The sequence below is a fragment of the Rhodococcus sp. MurmanLake-1 genome, assembly GCF_056945715.1.
Genome location: NZ_JBWZNF010000001.1, coordinates 881,518 through 894,822, shown reverse-complemented (window position 1 = coordinate 894,822; position 13,305 = coordinate 881,518). Strand labels below are relative to the sequence as shown.

Below are 13,305 nucleotides of genomic sequence, written 5' to 3'. Positions count from 1 at the left end.
ACCGACCAGTCCAGTATCGACAACTTGGCTATGGATGAACAGTCCAGTGGCCTTCAAGATGGTCGAGTGTTGATACGGAGATTCGCCTCGCTGTTCGTTGGTCTGTGGTTGTACGGCTTCTCGATGGCCATGATGATCACAGCCGGCCTCGGACTGGACCCCTGGGATGTGTTCCATCAGGGCGTGGCCGAGCATGTTTCGCTCAGTTTCGGCGTGATCACTGCGATTACCGGTGCGGTGGTACTGCTGCTCTGGATTCCGATCCGTCAGCGGCCAGGGTTCGGCACGGTCGCCAATGTCGTGGTCATTGCAATCTCGGTGGATACTTCACTGGCCTTCTTGCCGGTCTTTGATTCCATGCCAGTTCGCGCCGCGATCATGGTCGCGGGAATCCTCCTCAACGGACTGGCCAGCGTTCTCTACATCGGGGCAGGCATGGGGCCGGGTCCCCGCGACGGGTTGATGACAGGACTGGTGGCGCGCACCGGCTTGTCGGTCAGGCTCGTGCGTACCAGCATCGAAATCGCGGTCCTCGCTACCGGATGGCTCCTCGGTGGAACGGTTGGCGTCGGAACAGTGTTGTACGCCTTCGGGATCGGGCCGACGATTCAATTACTGATCAAGGTGCTGCCGGATTCCATGACAGCAGCGGTTACCGGCGGACGTGTCACGGAACGTAAGGCCAAGACCGTGGGTCCGGTCAATGAGATCTCCGTGCCGACGGGAACTTCGGCCGTGGAGGCAGGTTCGCCGGTCGGTGACGCCGAATCGAACGATGCAGTCAATGTGCCGTCGAACCATTCCGGAGTGCCGACGGTGACCTGAACCGGTCCACCGGAATGCAGGATCAGGAGCCAACTGTCGTCACCGAGTGGGCGCCCGGTCCGAGTGTGAGACCGAACGTCGGCTCCGTCGATCCAGGCCTGCAGCGTTCGGTGACTCTCGTCGTACCATGCGGTGTCGTCGAACTCGACGCCGGCAGCGTCGAACCAGACGAGGTCCGGGTGCTCCAGTCTTCTTCTGCCTTCGAAGAATTCGGGCTGACGCAACGCCGGTGCCGCTCGGCGTAATCCGAACGCTCGGGAGACGAACTGCACCAACGACTGATCGGCCGCCGTCCAGTCCAGGGCCCACGAATCGGCTGGGGAGGCAAGTGTGGGAACACAATACGCGTTGTTGTTTCCGCCGAGACTGTGGCCGAACTCGTCTCCGGCGGTGAGCATCGGTGTGCCTGTCGACAGCACGAGCGTGGCTAGTAGCGCCCGTACATGACGTGCCCTGGCGTCCTGAATCTCGGGATCGGTGCTCGGGCCTTCGATTCCGTGGTTGAACGAATCGTTGTGATCGGCGCCGTCACGATTGTCTTCACCGTTGGCTTCGTTGTGCTTGTGGTTGTACGCGACCAGATCGGCGGCGGTGAACCCGTCGTGCGCTGTGACGAAGTTGATCGACGCCCATGGGCGACGGCCGCTGCCGGCAAAGATGTCCTCGGACCCTGCGAGGCGCGACGCGACCTTCCGGACGCTGGAGCCGCCGTTCCAGAACTGGCGAATAGTGCTGCGGTACTTGTCGTTCCATTCCGACCATTGGAGTCCGAAGTTTCCGACCTGGTAACCGTCGGCCGTGGCATCCCACGGTTCGGCGATGAGCTTGCACCGGGTCAGTACCGGATCGGAGGAGATGGCCGACAAGATGGACGCCCGCTGGTCGAAGCCGCCGCCGCGCGGCCTACCCAACGCGCTCGCGAGATCGAATCGGAAGCCGTCGACACCCATTTCGGTGGCCCAGTAGCGGAGGCTGTCGGTGATCATGCGGACGGCGATGGGGGAGCAGGCGTCGACCGTGTTGCCGCACCCGGTCAGGTCGATGTCGCGGCCGTCGCCGTCGAGAAGGTAGTAGCCGGGGCCGTCCAAACCTCGCCAGCTGACGCTGATTCCGTCGACACTCTGCTCGCAGGTGTGGTTGTAGACGACGTCGAGGATGACCTCGATGCCTGCCGCGTGTAGTGCGTCGACCATGATCCGGAACTCGGTGACTTCGCCGCCCGGAGTTGCCGCGTATCCGGGATGCGGGGCGAAGTACGACGCCGTCGAGTATCCCCAGTGGTTGCGCATCCCTCGCTCGCGGACGCTCTGTTCGGTCAGAAACGCCTGTACGGGAAGCAGTTCCACGGCGGTGACGCCGAGTGAGACGAGGTGATCGATCACGGCCGGTGCCGTCAGGCCGAGGTACGTTCCGCGGTGGGCGGCGGGTACTCCTGGATGACTGGCGGTGTACGCGCCCACATGCAGTTCGTAGATCACGCTTTCCTCCCACGGCGTCTCGAGGCGGGCTCCGGCGGGCACGAGGCCGGGAGTCACCACGGACAGCGGCACGTGGCCGAGCGAGTCGAGGGTAGACGGGTCGCCGAAAGGATCGTCGGCGTACGACAGGAGGGCACGGTGGTCACCGAGTTCCCCCTCGATGCGGCACGCCCACGGATCGATGAGCAGCTTGTGTGGGTTCAGTCTCAGTCCGGCGCGCGGATTCCACGGGCCGCTTGCCCGAATTCCGTATCGCTGCCCCGCACCGATCCCGGCGATGATCCCGTGCCAGATTCCGTACGTGTGTTGCCGGAGTTCGACGCGATCTTCGTTTCCGTCCTGGTCGATCAGGCAGATCTGGACGCTCGACGCAGCTGGTGCGTGGACCGCGAACTGGGTTCCGGAGTCCACGATGTTGGCGCCGAGTGGGAACGGAGACCCGGGCGTCGGGGTGCGAGTTTCGATGAGAGGCGACACGCAAGATGATCCTGCCGTGAACGGCCGGAGAATGTGCGGGAAGATGTTCGGGTGCCGCTACCTGATCCAGATCTGCTCATCGATTTCGACAACGTACTCATCCGTCGGGGAGGGTCCACTCTCGTGGGGCCCGTCACCTGGAAAGTGGAGCTGGACGAGCGATGGGTGGTGCTCGGACCCAACGGTGCCGGCAAGACCTCGCTGCTGCGCATCGCGGCCGGTGAGACTTTCCCGACCAGTGGTTCTGCCCACCTCCTCGGCGAAGTTCTCGGCAAGGTCGACGTCAACGAGTTGCGCCCGCGAATCGGTTTGTCCTCGTCGTCGTTGGCGAACCGCGTGCCCGGCGACGAGAAGGTCAGCGACCTCGTCGTGTCGGCGGGCTACGCCGTTCTCGGTCGGTGGCGCGAGGAGTACGAATCCATGGACACCTCGCGCGCTGTGGAGATGCTCGAAAGCCTCGGCGCCGAGCACCTGGCGGATCGCACGTACGGGACGCTTTCCGAAGGCGAGCGCAAGCGCGTCCTCATCGCGCGAGCCTTGATGACCGATCCCGAACTTCTTCTCCTGGACGAGCCCGCCGCCGGGCTCGATCTCGGTGGACGTGAGGAACTTGTGGCCAGACTCGCCGAACTGGCTGCCGATCCGGACGCCCCGGCTACCGTTCTGATCACCCATCACGTCGAGGAGATCCCGCCGGGATTCACTCACGCACTCCTTCTCAAGGAAGGTGAGGTCGTCTCTCAGGGCCTTCTGGACGACGTCATCACCGCCGAAAATCTGAGCGCGGCATTCAGCCAGTCCATCAGCCTCGACAAGGCGGACGGCCGATACTTCGCACGACGTGCGAGGCCGTCCGGGGCTCATCGCGCGTGAGCTTCAGTGGGACCTGAAATGCGGCCCAGATCACAGATCGCGTAGGTTCGCGAAGCATGGCTAACGAGAATGCAAACGCTGTCCCCGAGCCCAAGGATGCGTCGACCGTCATCTTGGTGCGCGATGCCGAATCCGGGATCGAGATCTTCCTGCTTCAACGAGTACAGGGGATGGCGTTTGCCGGGGGCATGACGGTCTTCCCCGGCGGAGGCGTCGACAAGTCCGATGCGACGGCAGAGGTCGAGTGGGCCGGACCGTCGGTCGAGTGGTGGGCCGAGCGGTTCAGCACGGATGTGGCTCGGGCGAAGGCTCTCGTCTTGGCTGCGGTGCGGGAAACGTTCGAGGAGTGCGGCGTCCTACTCGCCGGACCGACCGCGGACACCGTCGTCGCGGACACGGCCGGCTACGCCCAGGACCGAGTAGCTCTCGAAAAGCACGAGCTGTCGTTCAGCGATTTCCTGAAGAAGGAGAACCTGGTCCTGCGAACGGATCTGCTGCGGCCGTGGGCGAACTGGATCACGCCGGTGGGCGAGACCCGCCGCTACGACACGCGCTTCTTCGTCGCAGCGTCACCGACCGGACAGATCGCGGACGGGGTCACCTCCGAGGCCGCCGAGGTGCGTTGGCAGAGCCCGCAGGACGCGCTGGCGCATTGGCGGGAGGGTGGCAGCATCCTGTTGCCGCCGACGTGGAGTCAGCTGACCGAATTGGCCAAGTTCAGCTCGGTGGCGGAGATACTCGCAGCCGAGCCGGAGATTCCCGTCATCCTGCCTACGTTGATCACCGACGAGGAGACTCTGCGCGTCGAGTTCCCGAATCAGGACGGTTACTACGTCGCCGGGCCGCATCCGTGGTCGGTCAAGGCGGCAAAGTAACCTCTCGATCATGGCTGAATTTGTGACTCTCGAGGTTTCCGAAGGCATCGGCACCATCCGTCTGGCGCGCCCGCCCATGAACGCTCTGAACCGTCAGGTCCAGGACGAGTTGGCTGCTGCCGCACACGCTGCGACCGTCGACAAGGCAGTCAAGGCCGTCATCGTCTACGGCGGCGAGAAAGTCTTCGCAGCAGGTGCCGATGTCAAGGAAATGGCCGAGATGGATTACGGCCAGATCCGTGACGCCATCGGTGGCATGCAGGCCGGGCTCGGCGCCGTGGCGTCCATCCCGAAGCCGACCGTTGCCGCGATCACCGGATACGCACTCGGTGGCGGACTCGAAGTTGCACTCTCGGCCGATCGCCGGATCGTCGGAGACAACGCCAAGCTCGGAGTTCCGGAGATTCTGCTCGGAATCATTCCCGGTGGCGGCGGAACGCAGCGCCTGGCTCGTCTGATCGGACCGGCCAAGGCCAAGGATCTGGTCTTCACCGGCCGTTTCGTCGGGGCTGACGAGGCGTTGGCCATCGGTTTGGTCGACGAGGTCGTCGCTCCCGACGACGTGTATACCGCCGCTCGCACGTGGGCCTCGCAGTTCGTCGGGGGAGCGTCACGTGCCTTGGCTGCTGCCAAGGCAGCCATCGACGAGGGTCTGAACACCGACCTGGAATCCGGGCTCAAGATCGAGCAGCATCTGTTCGCCGGATTGTTCGCGACCAAGGATCAGGCGATCGGCATGGAGTCGTTCATCGCCAACGGTCCGGGCAAGGCCGAGTTCACGGGCGAGTAGGCTCCCCTAAACTAGAACTTGTTCATCTCTTACCAGCGAGTAGGATAGCCGCCATGACAGCCAGCCCGAATGACGACGCAACCGTCACGCCGCCCGCCGCTACCGACACCTCGGTAGTCGACCCCGCGCCGCGGCCGCACGCCACGGCCGAAGAGGTCGAGGCCGCTCGTAAGGACACCAAGCTCGCCCAGGTGCTCTACCACGACTGGGAAGCCGAAACCTACGACGACAAGTGGTCCATCTCGTACGACGAGCGCTGCATCGACTACGCACGTGGTCGTTTCGACGCCGTCGCGGGCGATCAGCCGCTCCCGTACGAGCGCGCCCTCGAACTGGGTTGCGGCACCGGATTCTTCCTCCTGAACCTGATGCAGGGTGGAGTCGCCAAGACCGGTTCGGTCACCGACCTCTCGCCCGGCATGGTCAAGGTCGCACTGCGCAATGCAGAAAGCCTCGGCCTTCCGGTCGACGGCCGTGTTGCCGATGCCGAGACCATTCCGTACGAGGACAACACCTTCGACCTGGTCGTCGGCCACGCCGTGCTGCACCACATCCCCGACGTCGAGAAGTCGCTGCGCGAGGTCCTTCGTGTCCTCAAGCCCGGCGGCCGTTTCGTCTTCGCCGGTGAGCCCACGACTGTCGGTAACTTCTACGCCCGCTGGCTCGGCCGCGCGACGTGGGAAGCAACCACACGCGTGACCAAGCTGCCGTTCCTGGCAGATTGGCGTCGCCCGCAGGAAGAGCTCGACGAGTCCTCTCGCGCAGCAGCGCTCGAAGCAGTCGTCGACATCCACACGTTCGACCCCACCGACCTCGAGAACATGGCGAAGTCCGCGGGAGCCGATCAGGTCCACGCTGCCACCGAGGAATTCGCCGCGGCGCTTCTCGGATGGCCGGTCCGTACCTTCGAAGCAGCTGTTCCGCCGGAGAAGCTCGGTTGGGGCTGGGGACGTTTCGCTTTCGGTGGTTGGAAGACGCTCAGCTGGGTCGACGAGAAGGTGCTCCGCCACGTCGTTCCTCGCGGATTCTTCTACAACGTCATGATCACCGGCGTGAAGCCCGGCAACTGAATTGGGTTATGACTTCACCCTCGGCGACGTCGACTATCTCGGAAGTGATTCCGGCGTAGCTGCCTTGGCCGAGGTGGATCAGCTCGAACTGTCCACGCGTACGCGTCTGGCCGACATCGGCCGGGCGCGTACGCGTTTCGGTGATCACATGCCTGCGCTCGTGGACACCGTCCTGCTTCGACGCAAGGCCGCTTCGAAACTGCCCGGCAGTGATCAGTGGTTGTTCACGGACGACGCGATGCAGCAGGCCACTCCCGGTGTTGTGGCGGCGCACCGCGCGCAGCGTCTGATCGGGCGCGACGTCCACGACGTGACGTGCTCAATCGGCGCCGAACTGCATGCCTTGACCGGAGTTGCGCATCGCGTGATCGGCAGCGACATCGATTCCGTTCGCCTGGCGATGGCACAGCGCAACGTGCCGAGCGCAGCGTTGTTGCGGGCCGACGCGCTCCGCCCGACGACACGCGACACCGTCGTACTGGCAGACCCCGCCCGGCGATCGGGCGGTCGCCGCACTCACGATCCGGCAGCGTTGATGCCGCCGCTACCGGACCTCATCGAGGCGTACTCCGGCCGTGATCTCGCGGTGAAGTGTGCTCCCGGACTCGATTTCGACAATCTGGGCTGGGACGGGGAAGTCGAGGTCGTCTCGCTCGACGGCGGCGTCAAGGAAGCATGCCTGTGGTCGACGGGACTGGCCGAGTCCGGCGTCACGCGTCGAGCTTCGGTGCTTCGCTCCGACGGGAGCGGGTGGGCGATCACCGACGCCGAGGACGACGTGATTCCGGAGCAAGCTCCGGGGGAGTGGATCATCGACCCGGACGGAGCGGTAGTGCGCGCAGGCCTCGTGCGCCACTACGCGGCCAGACACGGCCTCTGGCAGCTCGATCCACGCATCGCTTATCTGACCGGTGACAGCGTCCCTGAGGGAGTTCGCGGATTCCGGATCCTCGAGCAGATCAAGTACTCGGAGAAACTGCTCAAACAGACACTGTCCAAGCGGGACTGCGGTGTGGCCGAAATTTTGGTGCGAGGAGTCGACGTCGACCCGGCAGTGCTGCGTCCACGGCTCAAGCTCAAAGGCTCGCTTGCACTGAGCGTCGTGATCGTGCGGATCGGACGATCGGCGTCGGCCTTCATCTGTGAGGCGTCCCGCTAGCTCACTTGAAGACGAACAGCTCACCGATTGCGCTGGGCGTCAACACTTCGCCCTTGGGGCCGATCGAGGTGCCGACGGTGAAGCCGACTGCTCCCGGCAACGTGTCCTGATCCACCGTCTCACCGGTTTCGGTGTCGAAGGTGATCAGGCTCAGTCCGTTCTCACCCTCACGGACGACGGTGTATCCGGTGTTGCCGGCGGTCTGCGCCGGAACACCCAGTTGCAGAAGGTCTTTACGTTCCCAGGCCAGTTCGGCGTGATCTCCCTCGTCGCGCACGGCAAGGAGGTGGCCCTTGTCGCCGCCGGCGGGAATGATCAAACCGTCGTCGGACGTCGAGGCACTACCGGCCGAGTTGAAGCCGATGTCGTAACTCCACCTGGTGTCACCGGTTTCGGCGTTCACTGCCCAGAGAGATCCGTTGTTGTCGGTGGCGTAGACGGTCTTGCCGTCCTTCGACAGGTCCGGGCTCGATGCCGTCCCACCGGGAAGCGCGTCGGTGGACCACTCGCGGGCGATGGACGGATTGTCGCCGCCCGTGTACTTCATGGCGACCAGATCGGCTGCCTGAGAACTGGGTCCGTAGAAGGTGAAGTAGAACTTGCCGGTGCCCAGGTCCACTGCCGGCGTATTGGCCACCGGGCAGCCGGACGTGCCGAGGAAGCACTCGTTCAAACCCTTGTTGTCGGGAATGAGTTCTGCATTTGCGCCCTGGTCGATCGACGGCGGCGGGATCAGGTCGAACGACGGAACCGCTTTGGCGCCGGTCTGCGGGTCGAGCACGTTGATCTGACCCAATTGGGTGATGAACAACAGGTTTCCGTCGCCGGTGAACTGCGACGAGAGAGGAGTGCCCACAACGAGCGTGCGCCAACGCAATTGACCAGTCTCGGTGAAGGACATCATCGCGCCGCTCTCGCCGACGTAGACATTGGTGGCCGTGTCGACGACGGGCGTCGAGGCGACTACTCCGTCGTTGAGTCGAGCGCACCACTTCTTGCGACCCGTATCCATCTGGAACGAGAAGAGATTGCAGCCGTTCTCGGTGCGGGCGGTGACGAAGCTCTGGCCGTTCGCGGCCACCGAGGCGTACGCGGCAACCGGACCGCCGAGAGGGCGTGACCATGCGAACTCGACATCGCGTGATCCGGTGACCGGGCTCGTGTCGCTGTTGCGGGCGTCGGCATGCATGGCCGGCCAACCCGCCGACGCGTACCGGTCCACCCGACCGTCGTCGCTGCCGCAACCGGCGATCAGGGCCGCAGCGATCGCCGTCGACACCATCACGGACGACCGTAGGACCCGCCGCATCACAATCTCCCTGCCTTCACTTGATCAAGAGCCCTCGGTAACTGCACAAGCCCGGACCAGAGACTATCCCGACCGGGGCAACGTGACGGGGCACACCCCGAGGGTCGGTGAGTCGGCCCCACGTAGGCTGAACACTCATGACGAGCATGTGGGGCGCACCGTTGCGCACTCGATGGCGGGGATCACGCCGAGGCGACAGCGATCAGGCCAAGTTCTTGACGGTCGATTCCCTCAAATGGGTTCTGGCGAACAAGGCGTACACACCCTGGTATCTGGTGCGGTACTACCGTCTCGCCAAGTTCAAGATGGCCAACCCGCACGTGATCCTGCGCGGCATGGTGTTCCTCGGCAAGAACGTCGAAATCCATTCGACCCCCGACCTGTCCCGCCTCGAGATCGGGCGCTGGGTACACATCGGCGACGGCAACGCGATCCGTTGCCACGAAGGCTCGCTGCGCATCGGCGACAAGGTCGTCTTCGGCAAGGACAACGTCGTCAACACCTACCTCGACATCGAAATCGGTGCGTCGACGCTCGTAGCCGACTGGTGCTACATCTGCGACTTCGACCACCGCATGGACGACATCAACACACCGATCAAGGACCAGGGCATCGTCAAGGGCCCCGTCCGTATCGGCCCGGACACCTGGGTGGCAGCGAAGGTCACCGTGCTGCGAAATACCCGCGTCGGACGCGGTTGTGTCCTCGGTGCGCACGCCGTCGTCAAGGGAGACATCCCGGATTTCAGCATCGCGGTCGGCTCGCCCGCGAAGGCGGTCAAGAACCGCAAGTCCGATTGGGAAGCCGGCGCTGCCGATCGTGCAAAGTACATCGCGGCACTCGAGGACATCGCACGCAAGAAGGCTGCTGCGGACGCTGCCGACGCGTCGTCGACGTCGTAGCTCACTTTTTGGCAGAACCAGCGATTACTTTCGGCGCCGCCACCGGTCTGTATCGGTATCGGCGCCTAAAGTCTGCGCCGGTGAAAGGAGTGCCGACATGAGCGAACAGACACCCGAATGGGTCGTGGCGCAGCGCCGCGAACTGGTGGGATTTCTCGAAGGCCTGAGCGCGGAGCAGTGGAACGCGCCGACCCTGTGCGACGGGTGGCGGGTCCGCGAAGTGATCGCGCACATCACCATGCCCTACCGATACTCGGCGCCGCGATTCGTCGTGGAAATGGTCAAGTCACGCGGAAACTTCAACAAGATGTCGAATCGGCGAGCGCTCGCCGACGCGTCGGAAGTCGGTGAGCAACAACTGCTTGCCTCGCTTCGCGACAACGTCGCACACCCGTGGAAGCCGCCGGGCGGTGGCTTCGAGGGCGCACTCTCACACGACGTGATTCACGGTCAGGACATTCGCGTGGCACTCGGCGACGACTACGTGGTCCCCGAAGACCGGCTCACTCGTGTGCTCAGCGGACTCTCGCCCAAAACCGTGAAGTATTTCGGAACTGACCTCGACGGCGCTCGGTTGCGCGCCGACGACCGAGACTGGACGTACGGCGCCGGCGCCGAGGTTCACGGAGCGGCGCAGGACTTGTTGCTGGTGTTGTGTGGCCGGATGTTGCCACCAGGCCATCTGCTCGGGGATGCGAGTTCTCGCTTCACCGCGCCCCTCCCGACCCGCTGAGGTCAGTGCTTCAGCGACCAGGGAGCGGCCGCTCGGGAATCTGCGGCCGCGCCAACGGCTGCCGCACCCGACGCTTTGCGCCCGCGTAGACGTGAGCAGTCTCCTCGGCGACCTGATGCCAGTCGAAGTCCGACGTCAGGCGTGCCCGGGCGGCCACTGCCCGTTCCTGCGCCCCGGCGGGATCGTCGAGAACCTCGCGGACCGCCGAGGTGAGCCCGGCGATGTCACCCGGTTGGAACGACATCCCGGTCACCCCGTCGACGACGGCTTCGCCCAGTCCGCCTGCGGTGGACGTGATCAGCGGCGTGCCGGCTGCGGCCGCTTCGAGGGCGATGATCCCGAACGGCTCGTAGCGCGACGGCAGGACGATGGCGTCCGCTCCGTGCAGCCAGCTGAGCAGTTCCGTGTGATCGAGGTTGCCGAGAAAGTCCACTGCCCGCGCGACGCGATGTGTGCGCGCCTGTTGGTAGAGCCAGGTGAACTGGGTGCCTTCGCCCGCGATCGCGAGGGTCGTGCCGGGGTGGCTACGACGGATTCGGGGGAGTGCCGCGATAGCGTCCTGCACACCCTTCTCGTATTCCAGGCGGCCGACGAAGAGGAGTTTCGGCGGCCCTGACCGCGGGCCACGTTCGCGAAAGTTCCACGTGGCCACGTCGATTCCGTTGCGGATGACAGTGATCGGCGGCAGCGTCGGACCGTAGAGTTCGGTCACTTCTTCCTGCATGGACGCCGAACAGGTTATGAGAGAGTCGGATTCGTTTGCCAGCCACCACTCGACCGAGTGGACCTGGCGGTTGATGCGTCCGGAGATCCAACCGCTGTGGCGACCCGCCTCGGTGGCGTGAAGCGTGGAAACCAGTGGGACGTCATAGAATTCGGCCAAGGCGATCGCCGGATGTGCGACCAGCCAGTCGTGTGCGTGCACGACGTCCGGTTGCCAGCCCTCGCCCACTCCTGGCTTGTGCAGCGCCATCCCGGCACGGACCATCGCGTGACCCATCGCGAGGGTCCACGCGAGCATGTCCTCGCCGAAGACGAAGTGTGCCGGGTCCTCGGCCACTGCGACGACCAGTACGCCTTCGGAGATGTGCGTGACCGTCGGGTGCGTCGACGCATCGGTGCCGGAGGGGCGGCGCGAGAGAACCACGACTTCGTGGCCTGCAGCCGCAAGCTCGGTGGCGAGATGGTGGACGTGTCGGCCGAGGCCGCCGACAACGACCGGTGGGTACTCCCACGAGACGATGAGAATCTTCACGACGCGCTCCCGTTCACCAGTTCTGTGTCAGGCAGGCGGCGAGCATCCAGCCCCGGGAACAATCCGTCAGCGCGATTCCAGCCTTCGGCCAGCCGCTCGGCCACGGCATCGCGGCCGGAAACGAGCGCTTCGGAGATTTCCCTGGTCGCGTGGGCGTGCTTGTGTGCGCGTTCGCGGGCGTACCCCGCGGCCGAATCCTTGCTCACCATGAATGCCCAATCGCTCGAAACTGTCATCAGTGTCTCGCGAAGGACCTGATCGTTGACCCGGTTTCGCAGTTCCGGTCGGCCGGGTGCGTTGTCGCGGCCGCGAGACTTGTCCACGGTGGTGAGGGCGGTATCGACCACCTCGGAGTTCAGTTGCACGAGGTCGGACACCTGATCGCCGGCCCATACGCGCCAGTCCTTGCCCGATCCCCAGGACGAATCCTCGAGCTGAACGGGTTCGCCCACGTATCCCGATTCCTTGGCGTCGGCGAGGGTGCCGACGCGAATTCCGGCTTCCGGAAGCGCGCGCAGGAGCTTCTCGAGCCACTGCGGGCCTTCGTGCCACCAGTGCCCGAACAGTTCGGTGTCGAATGCTGCGACCACGAGGGCATCGCGGCCGATGCGGGTGGATTCACTGCGCAGACGCGCCCGAACGGTTTCGACGAAGTCGGCGACGTGCTTGTCGACGGCGGCGGCGGCGAGTTCGGGGTCGTACGGCAACTTGTCGGCGGAGTCGACGGTCCGTCCGGTGACCCGCGACGGCTTGAGGCCCGTCTCGTGGTCGTAGGTGTGGAAATCGCGGTAAGCAGCGTGACCCGGATATCCGGATTTCGGGGACCAGACGCGGTAGCTGACCTGCAGGTCGCGGCCGAAGGCAACCACGTCGGATTCTCGAACCGGGCGACCGCGGGACGTGTCGCCGCGCAAGGCGGGACCGTCGACCATGAAGTGGGTGACGCCCGCTTCGGCGTACCCGCGCTCCATGCCCGGGGTGTACCCGCACTCGGGCCCCCAGATCCCGGTCGGAGTGTGGTTCCACCGGGCATGCGCGTCGGCGAGACCTTCGCGGAGGGAGAACGCACGCAAGCGAGGGTCGAGCAGCGGTTGGAATGGGTGGGCCAGCGGCCCGCCGAGAAGCTCGAAGGCCTCGCGGTCGATGAGGTCGCGGAACACGGGTGAGGCGCCGTGCTGCCAATGAGTCTCGAAATCTTCGAGAGCCGCTGCGGACGCTCGGTGTTCGCGCGCTCCGAGTTCGCGGTGCGCTGCGTCCGGCATGCCGGCGGCCTCGTGTGCACGGATCTGCCAGTTGCCGAGCCAGTGATGCATACCGGCGAGGCAGTGGGGATCGTCCAACTGGGCCGCGAGCACCGGCGTGATTCCCAGCGTCAGCAGGTGCGATCGGCCCTCGTCGGCCAGTCGTCGTAGTGCGGCGGCGAGCGGAATGTACGACGCAGCCCAGGACTGGTAGATCCATTCCTCGCCGACGGGCCATCTGCCGTGGTTGGCGAGCCACGGCAGATGGGAGTGCAGAACCAGGGCGAACATCCCCGGTTCGGTGACGGGTGTTGCGTT

General features: G+C 64.8%; 11 protein-coding genes and 1 pseudogene. 8 read left to right on the top strand and 4 right to left on the bottom strand.

The features are described from left to right. The first annotated feature begins 30 nt into the window (after positions 1-30). On the top strand, positions 31-825 hold the full coding sequence (yczE, locus tag AC2ETI_RS04060; protein ID WP_029255092.1) for a membrane protein YczE: 795 nt from the start codon (positions 31-33) through the stop codon (positions 823-825). Here the strand turns inward: yczE and glgX are convergent. Beyond that, positions 738-2,780: pseudogene (gene glgX, locus AC2ETI_RS04055) on the bottom strand (glycogen debranching protein GlgX); the annotation flags it as partial. The gene yczE and the pseudogene glgX sit on opposite strands and share 88 nt — an antisense overlap. Positions 2,781-2,831: 51 nt before the next feature. Here glgX and AC2ETI_RS04050 point away from each other — a divergent pair. The 5 genes from AC2ETI_RS04050 to AC2ETI_RS04030 are packed head-to-tail and all read left to right on the top strand — an operon-like array spanning position 2,832 to position 7,547. Further along, complete coding sequence (locus AC2ETI_RS04050) at positions 2,832-3,653, top strand: ABC transporter ATP-binding protein (protein ID WP_003944728.1); 822 nt, start codon at positions 2,832-2,834, stop codon at positions 3,651-3,653. Positions 3,654-3,709: 56 nt separating this feature from the next. Continuing rightward, complete coding sequence (locus AC2ETI_RS04045; RefSeq protein WP_003944751.1) at positions 3,710-4,528, top strand: NUDIX hydrolase; 819 nt, start codon at positions 3,710-3,712, stop codon at positions 4,526-4,528. A gap of 10 nt (positions 4,529-4,538) precedes the next feature. Further along, positions 4,539-5,318, top strand: coding sequence for an enoyl-CoA hydratase/isomerase family protein (locus AC2ETI_RS04040; protein WP_003944701.1), 780 nt, complete (start codon positions 4,539-4,541; stop codon positions 5,316-5,318). Between the two features lie 53 nt (positions 5,319-5,371). Next, on the top strand, positions 5,372-6,388 hold the full coding sequence (locus AC2ETI_RS04035) for a class I SAM-dependent methyltransferase (protein ID WP_003944733.1): 1,017 nt from the start codon (positions 5,372-5,374) through the stop codon (positions 6,386-6,388). A gap of 1 nt (position 6,389) precedes the next feature. Continuing rightward, entirely contained in the window at positions 6,390-7,547 is a 1,158-nt protein-coding gene (locus AC2ETI_RS04030) for a THUMP-like domain-containing protein (protein WP_020969292.1), read from the top strand. A gap of 1 nt (position 7,548) precedes the next feature. Here AC2ETI_RS04030 and AC2ETI_RS04025 read toward each other — a convergent pair whose 3' ends face one another. Continuing rightward, complete coding sequence (locus AC2ETI_RS04025) at positions 7,549-8,856, bottom strand: outer membrane protein assembly factor BamB family protein (protein WP_483633588.1); 1,308 nt, start codon at positions 8,854-8,856, stop codon at positions 7,549-7,551. 137 nt (positions 8,857-8,993) lie between these two features. Here AC2ETI_RS04025 and AC2ETI_RS04020 point away from each other — a divergent pair, with 137 nt between their 5' ends. Further along, positions 8,994-9,758 (top strand): acyltransferase, encoded by a 765-nt coding sequence (locus AC2ETI_RS04020; RefSeq protein ID WP_019747901.1) that lies wholly within the window; start codon positions 8,994-8,996, stop codon positions 9,756-9,758. Between the two features lie 97 nt (positions 9,759-9,855). Further along, a complete protein-coding gene (locus AC2ETI_RS04015; protein ID WP_019747902.1) occupies positions 9,856-10,491 on the top strand; it encodes a maleylpyruvate isomerase family mycothiol-dependent enzyme in 636 nt (211 codons plus the stop codon). Positions 10,492-10,501: 10 nt separating this feature from the next. Here AC2ETI_RS04015 and AC2ETI_RS04010 read toward each other — a convergent pair whose 3' ends face one another. Then, complete coding sequence (locus AC2ETI_RS04010; protein ID WP_264614385.1) at positions 10,502-11,746, bottom strand: glycosyltransferase family 4 protein; 1,245 nt, start codon at positions 11,744-11,746, stop codon at positions 10,502-10,504. Beyond that, positions 11,743-13,278: a 1,4-alpha-glucan branching protein domain-containing protein gene (locus AC2ETI_RS04005; protein ID WP_483633669.1), complete on the bottom strand. Its 1,536-nt coding sequence runs from the start codon at positions 13,276-13,278 to the stop codon at positions 11,743-11,745. Before AC2ETI_RS04005 ends, AC2ETI_RS04010 begins: the two co-directional genes overlap by 4 nt. Between the last annotated feature and the right edge of the window lie 27 nt (positions 13,279-13,305).

Bases quoted from the DNA above. Each gene is read 5' to 3' on its own strand.
- AC2ETI_RS04005 (WP_483633669.1), bottom strand. From the start codon at position 13,278: ATGTTCGCCCTGGTTCTGCACTCCCATCTGCCGTGGCTCGCCAACCAC.
- AC2ETI_RS04035 (WP_003944733.1), top strand. From the start codon at position 5,372: ATGACAGCCAGCCCGAATGACGACGCAACCGTCACGCCGCCCGCCGCT.
- AC2ETI_RS04040 (WP_003944701.1), top strand. From the start codon at position 4,539: ATGGCTGAATTTGTGACTCTCGAGGTTTCCGAAGGCATCGGCACCATC.
- AC2ETI_RS04015 (WP_019747902.1), top strand. From the start codon at position 9,856: ATGAGCGAACAGACACCCGAATGGGTCGTGGCGCAGCGCCGCGAACTG.
- AC2ETI_RS04025 (WP_483633588.1), bottom strand. From the start codon at position 8,856: ATGCGGCGGGTCCTACGGTCGTCCGTGATGGTGTCGACGGCGATCGCT.
- AC2ETI_RS04045 (WP_003944751.1), top strand. From the start codon at position 3,710: ATGGCTAACGAGAATGCAAACGCTGTCCCCGAGCCCAAGGATGCGTCG.
- AC2ETI_RS04020 (WP_019747901.1), top strand. From the start codon at position 8,994: ATGACGAGCATGTGGGGCGCACCGTTGCGCACTCGATGGCGGGGATCA.
- yczE (WP_029255092.1), top strand. From the start codon at position 31: ATGGATGAACAGTCCAGTGGCCTTCAAGATGGTCGAGTGTTGATACGG.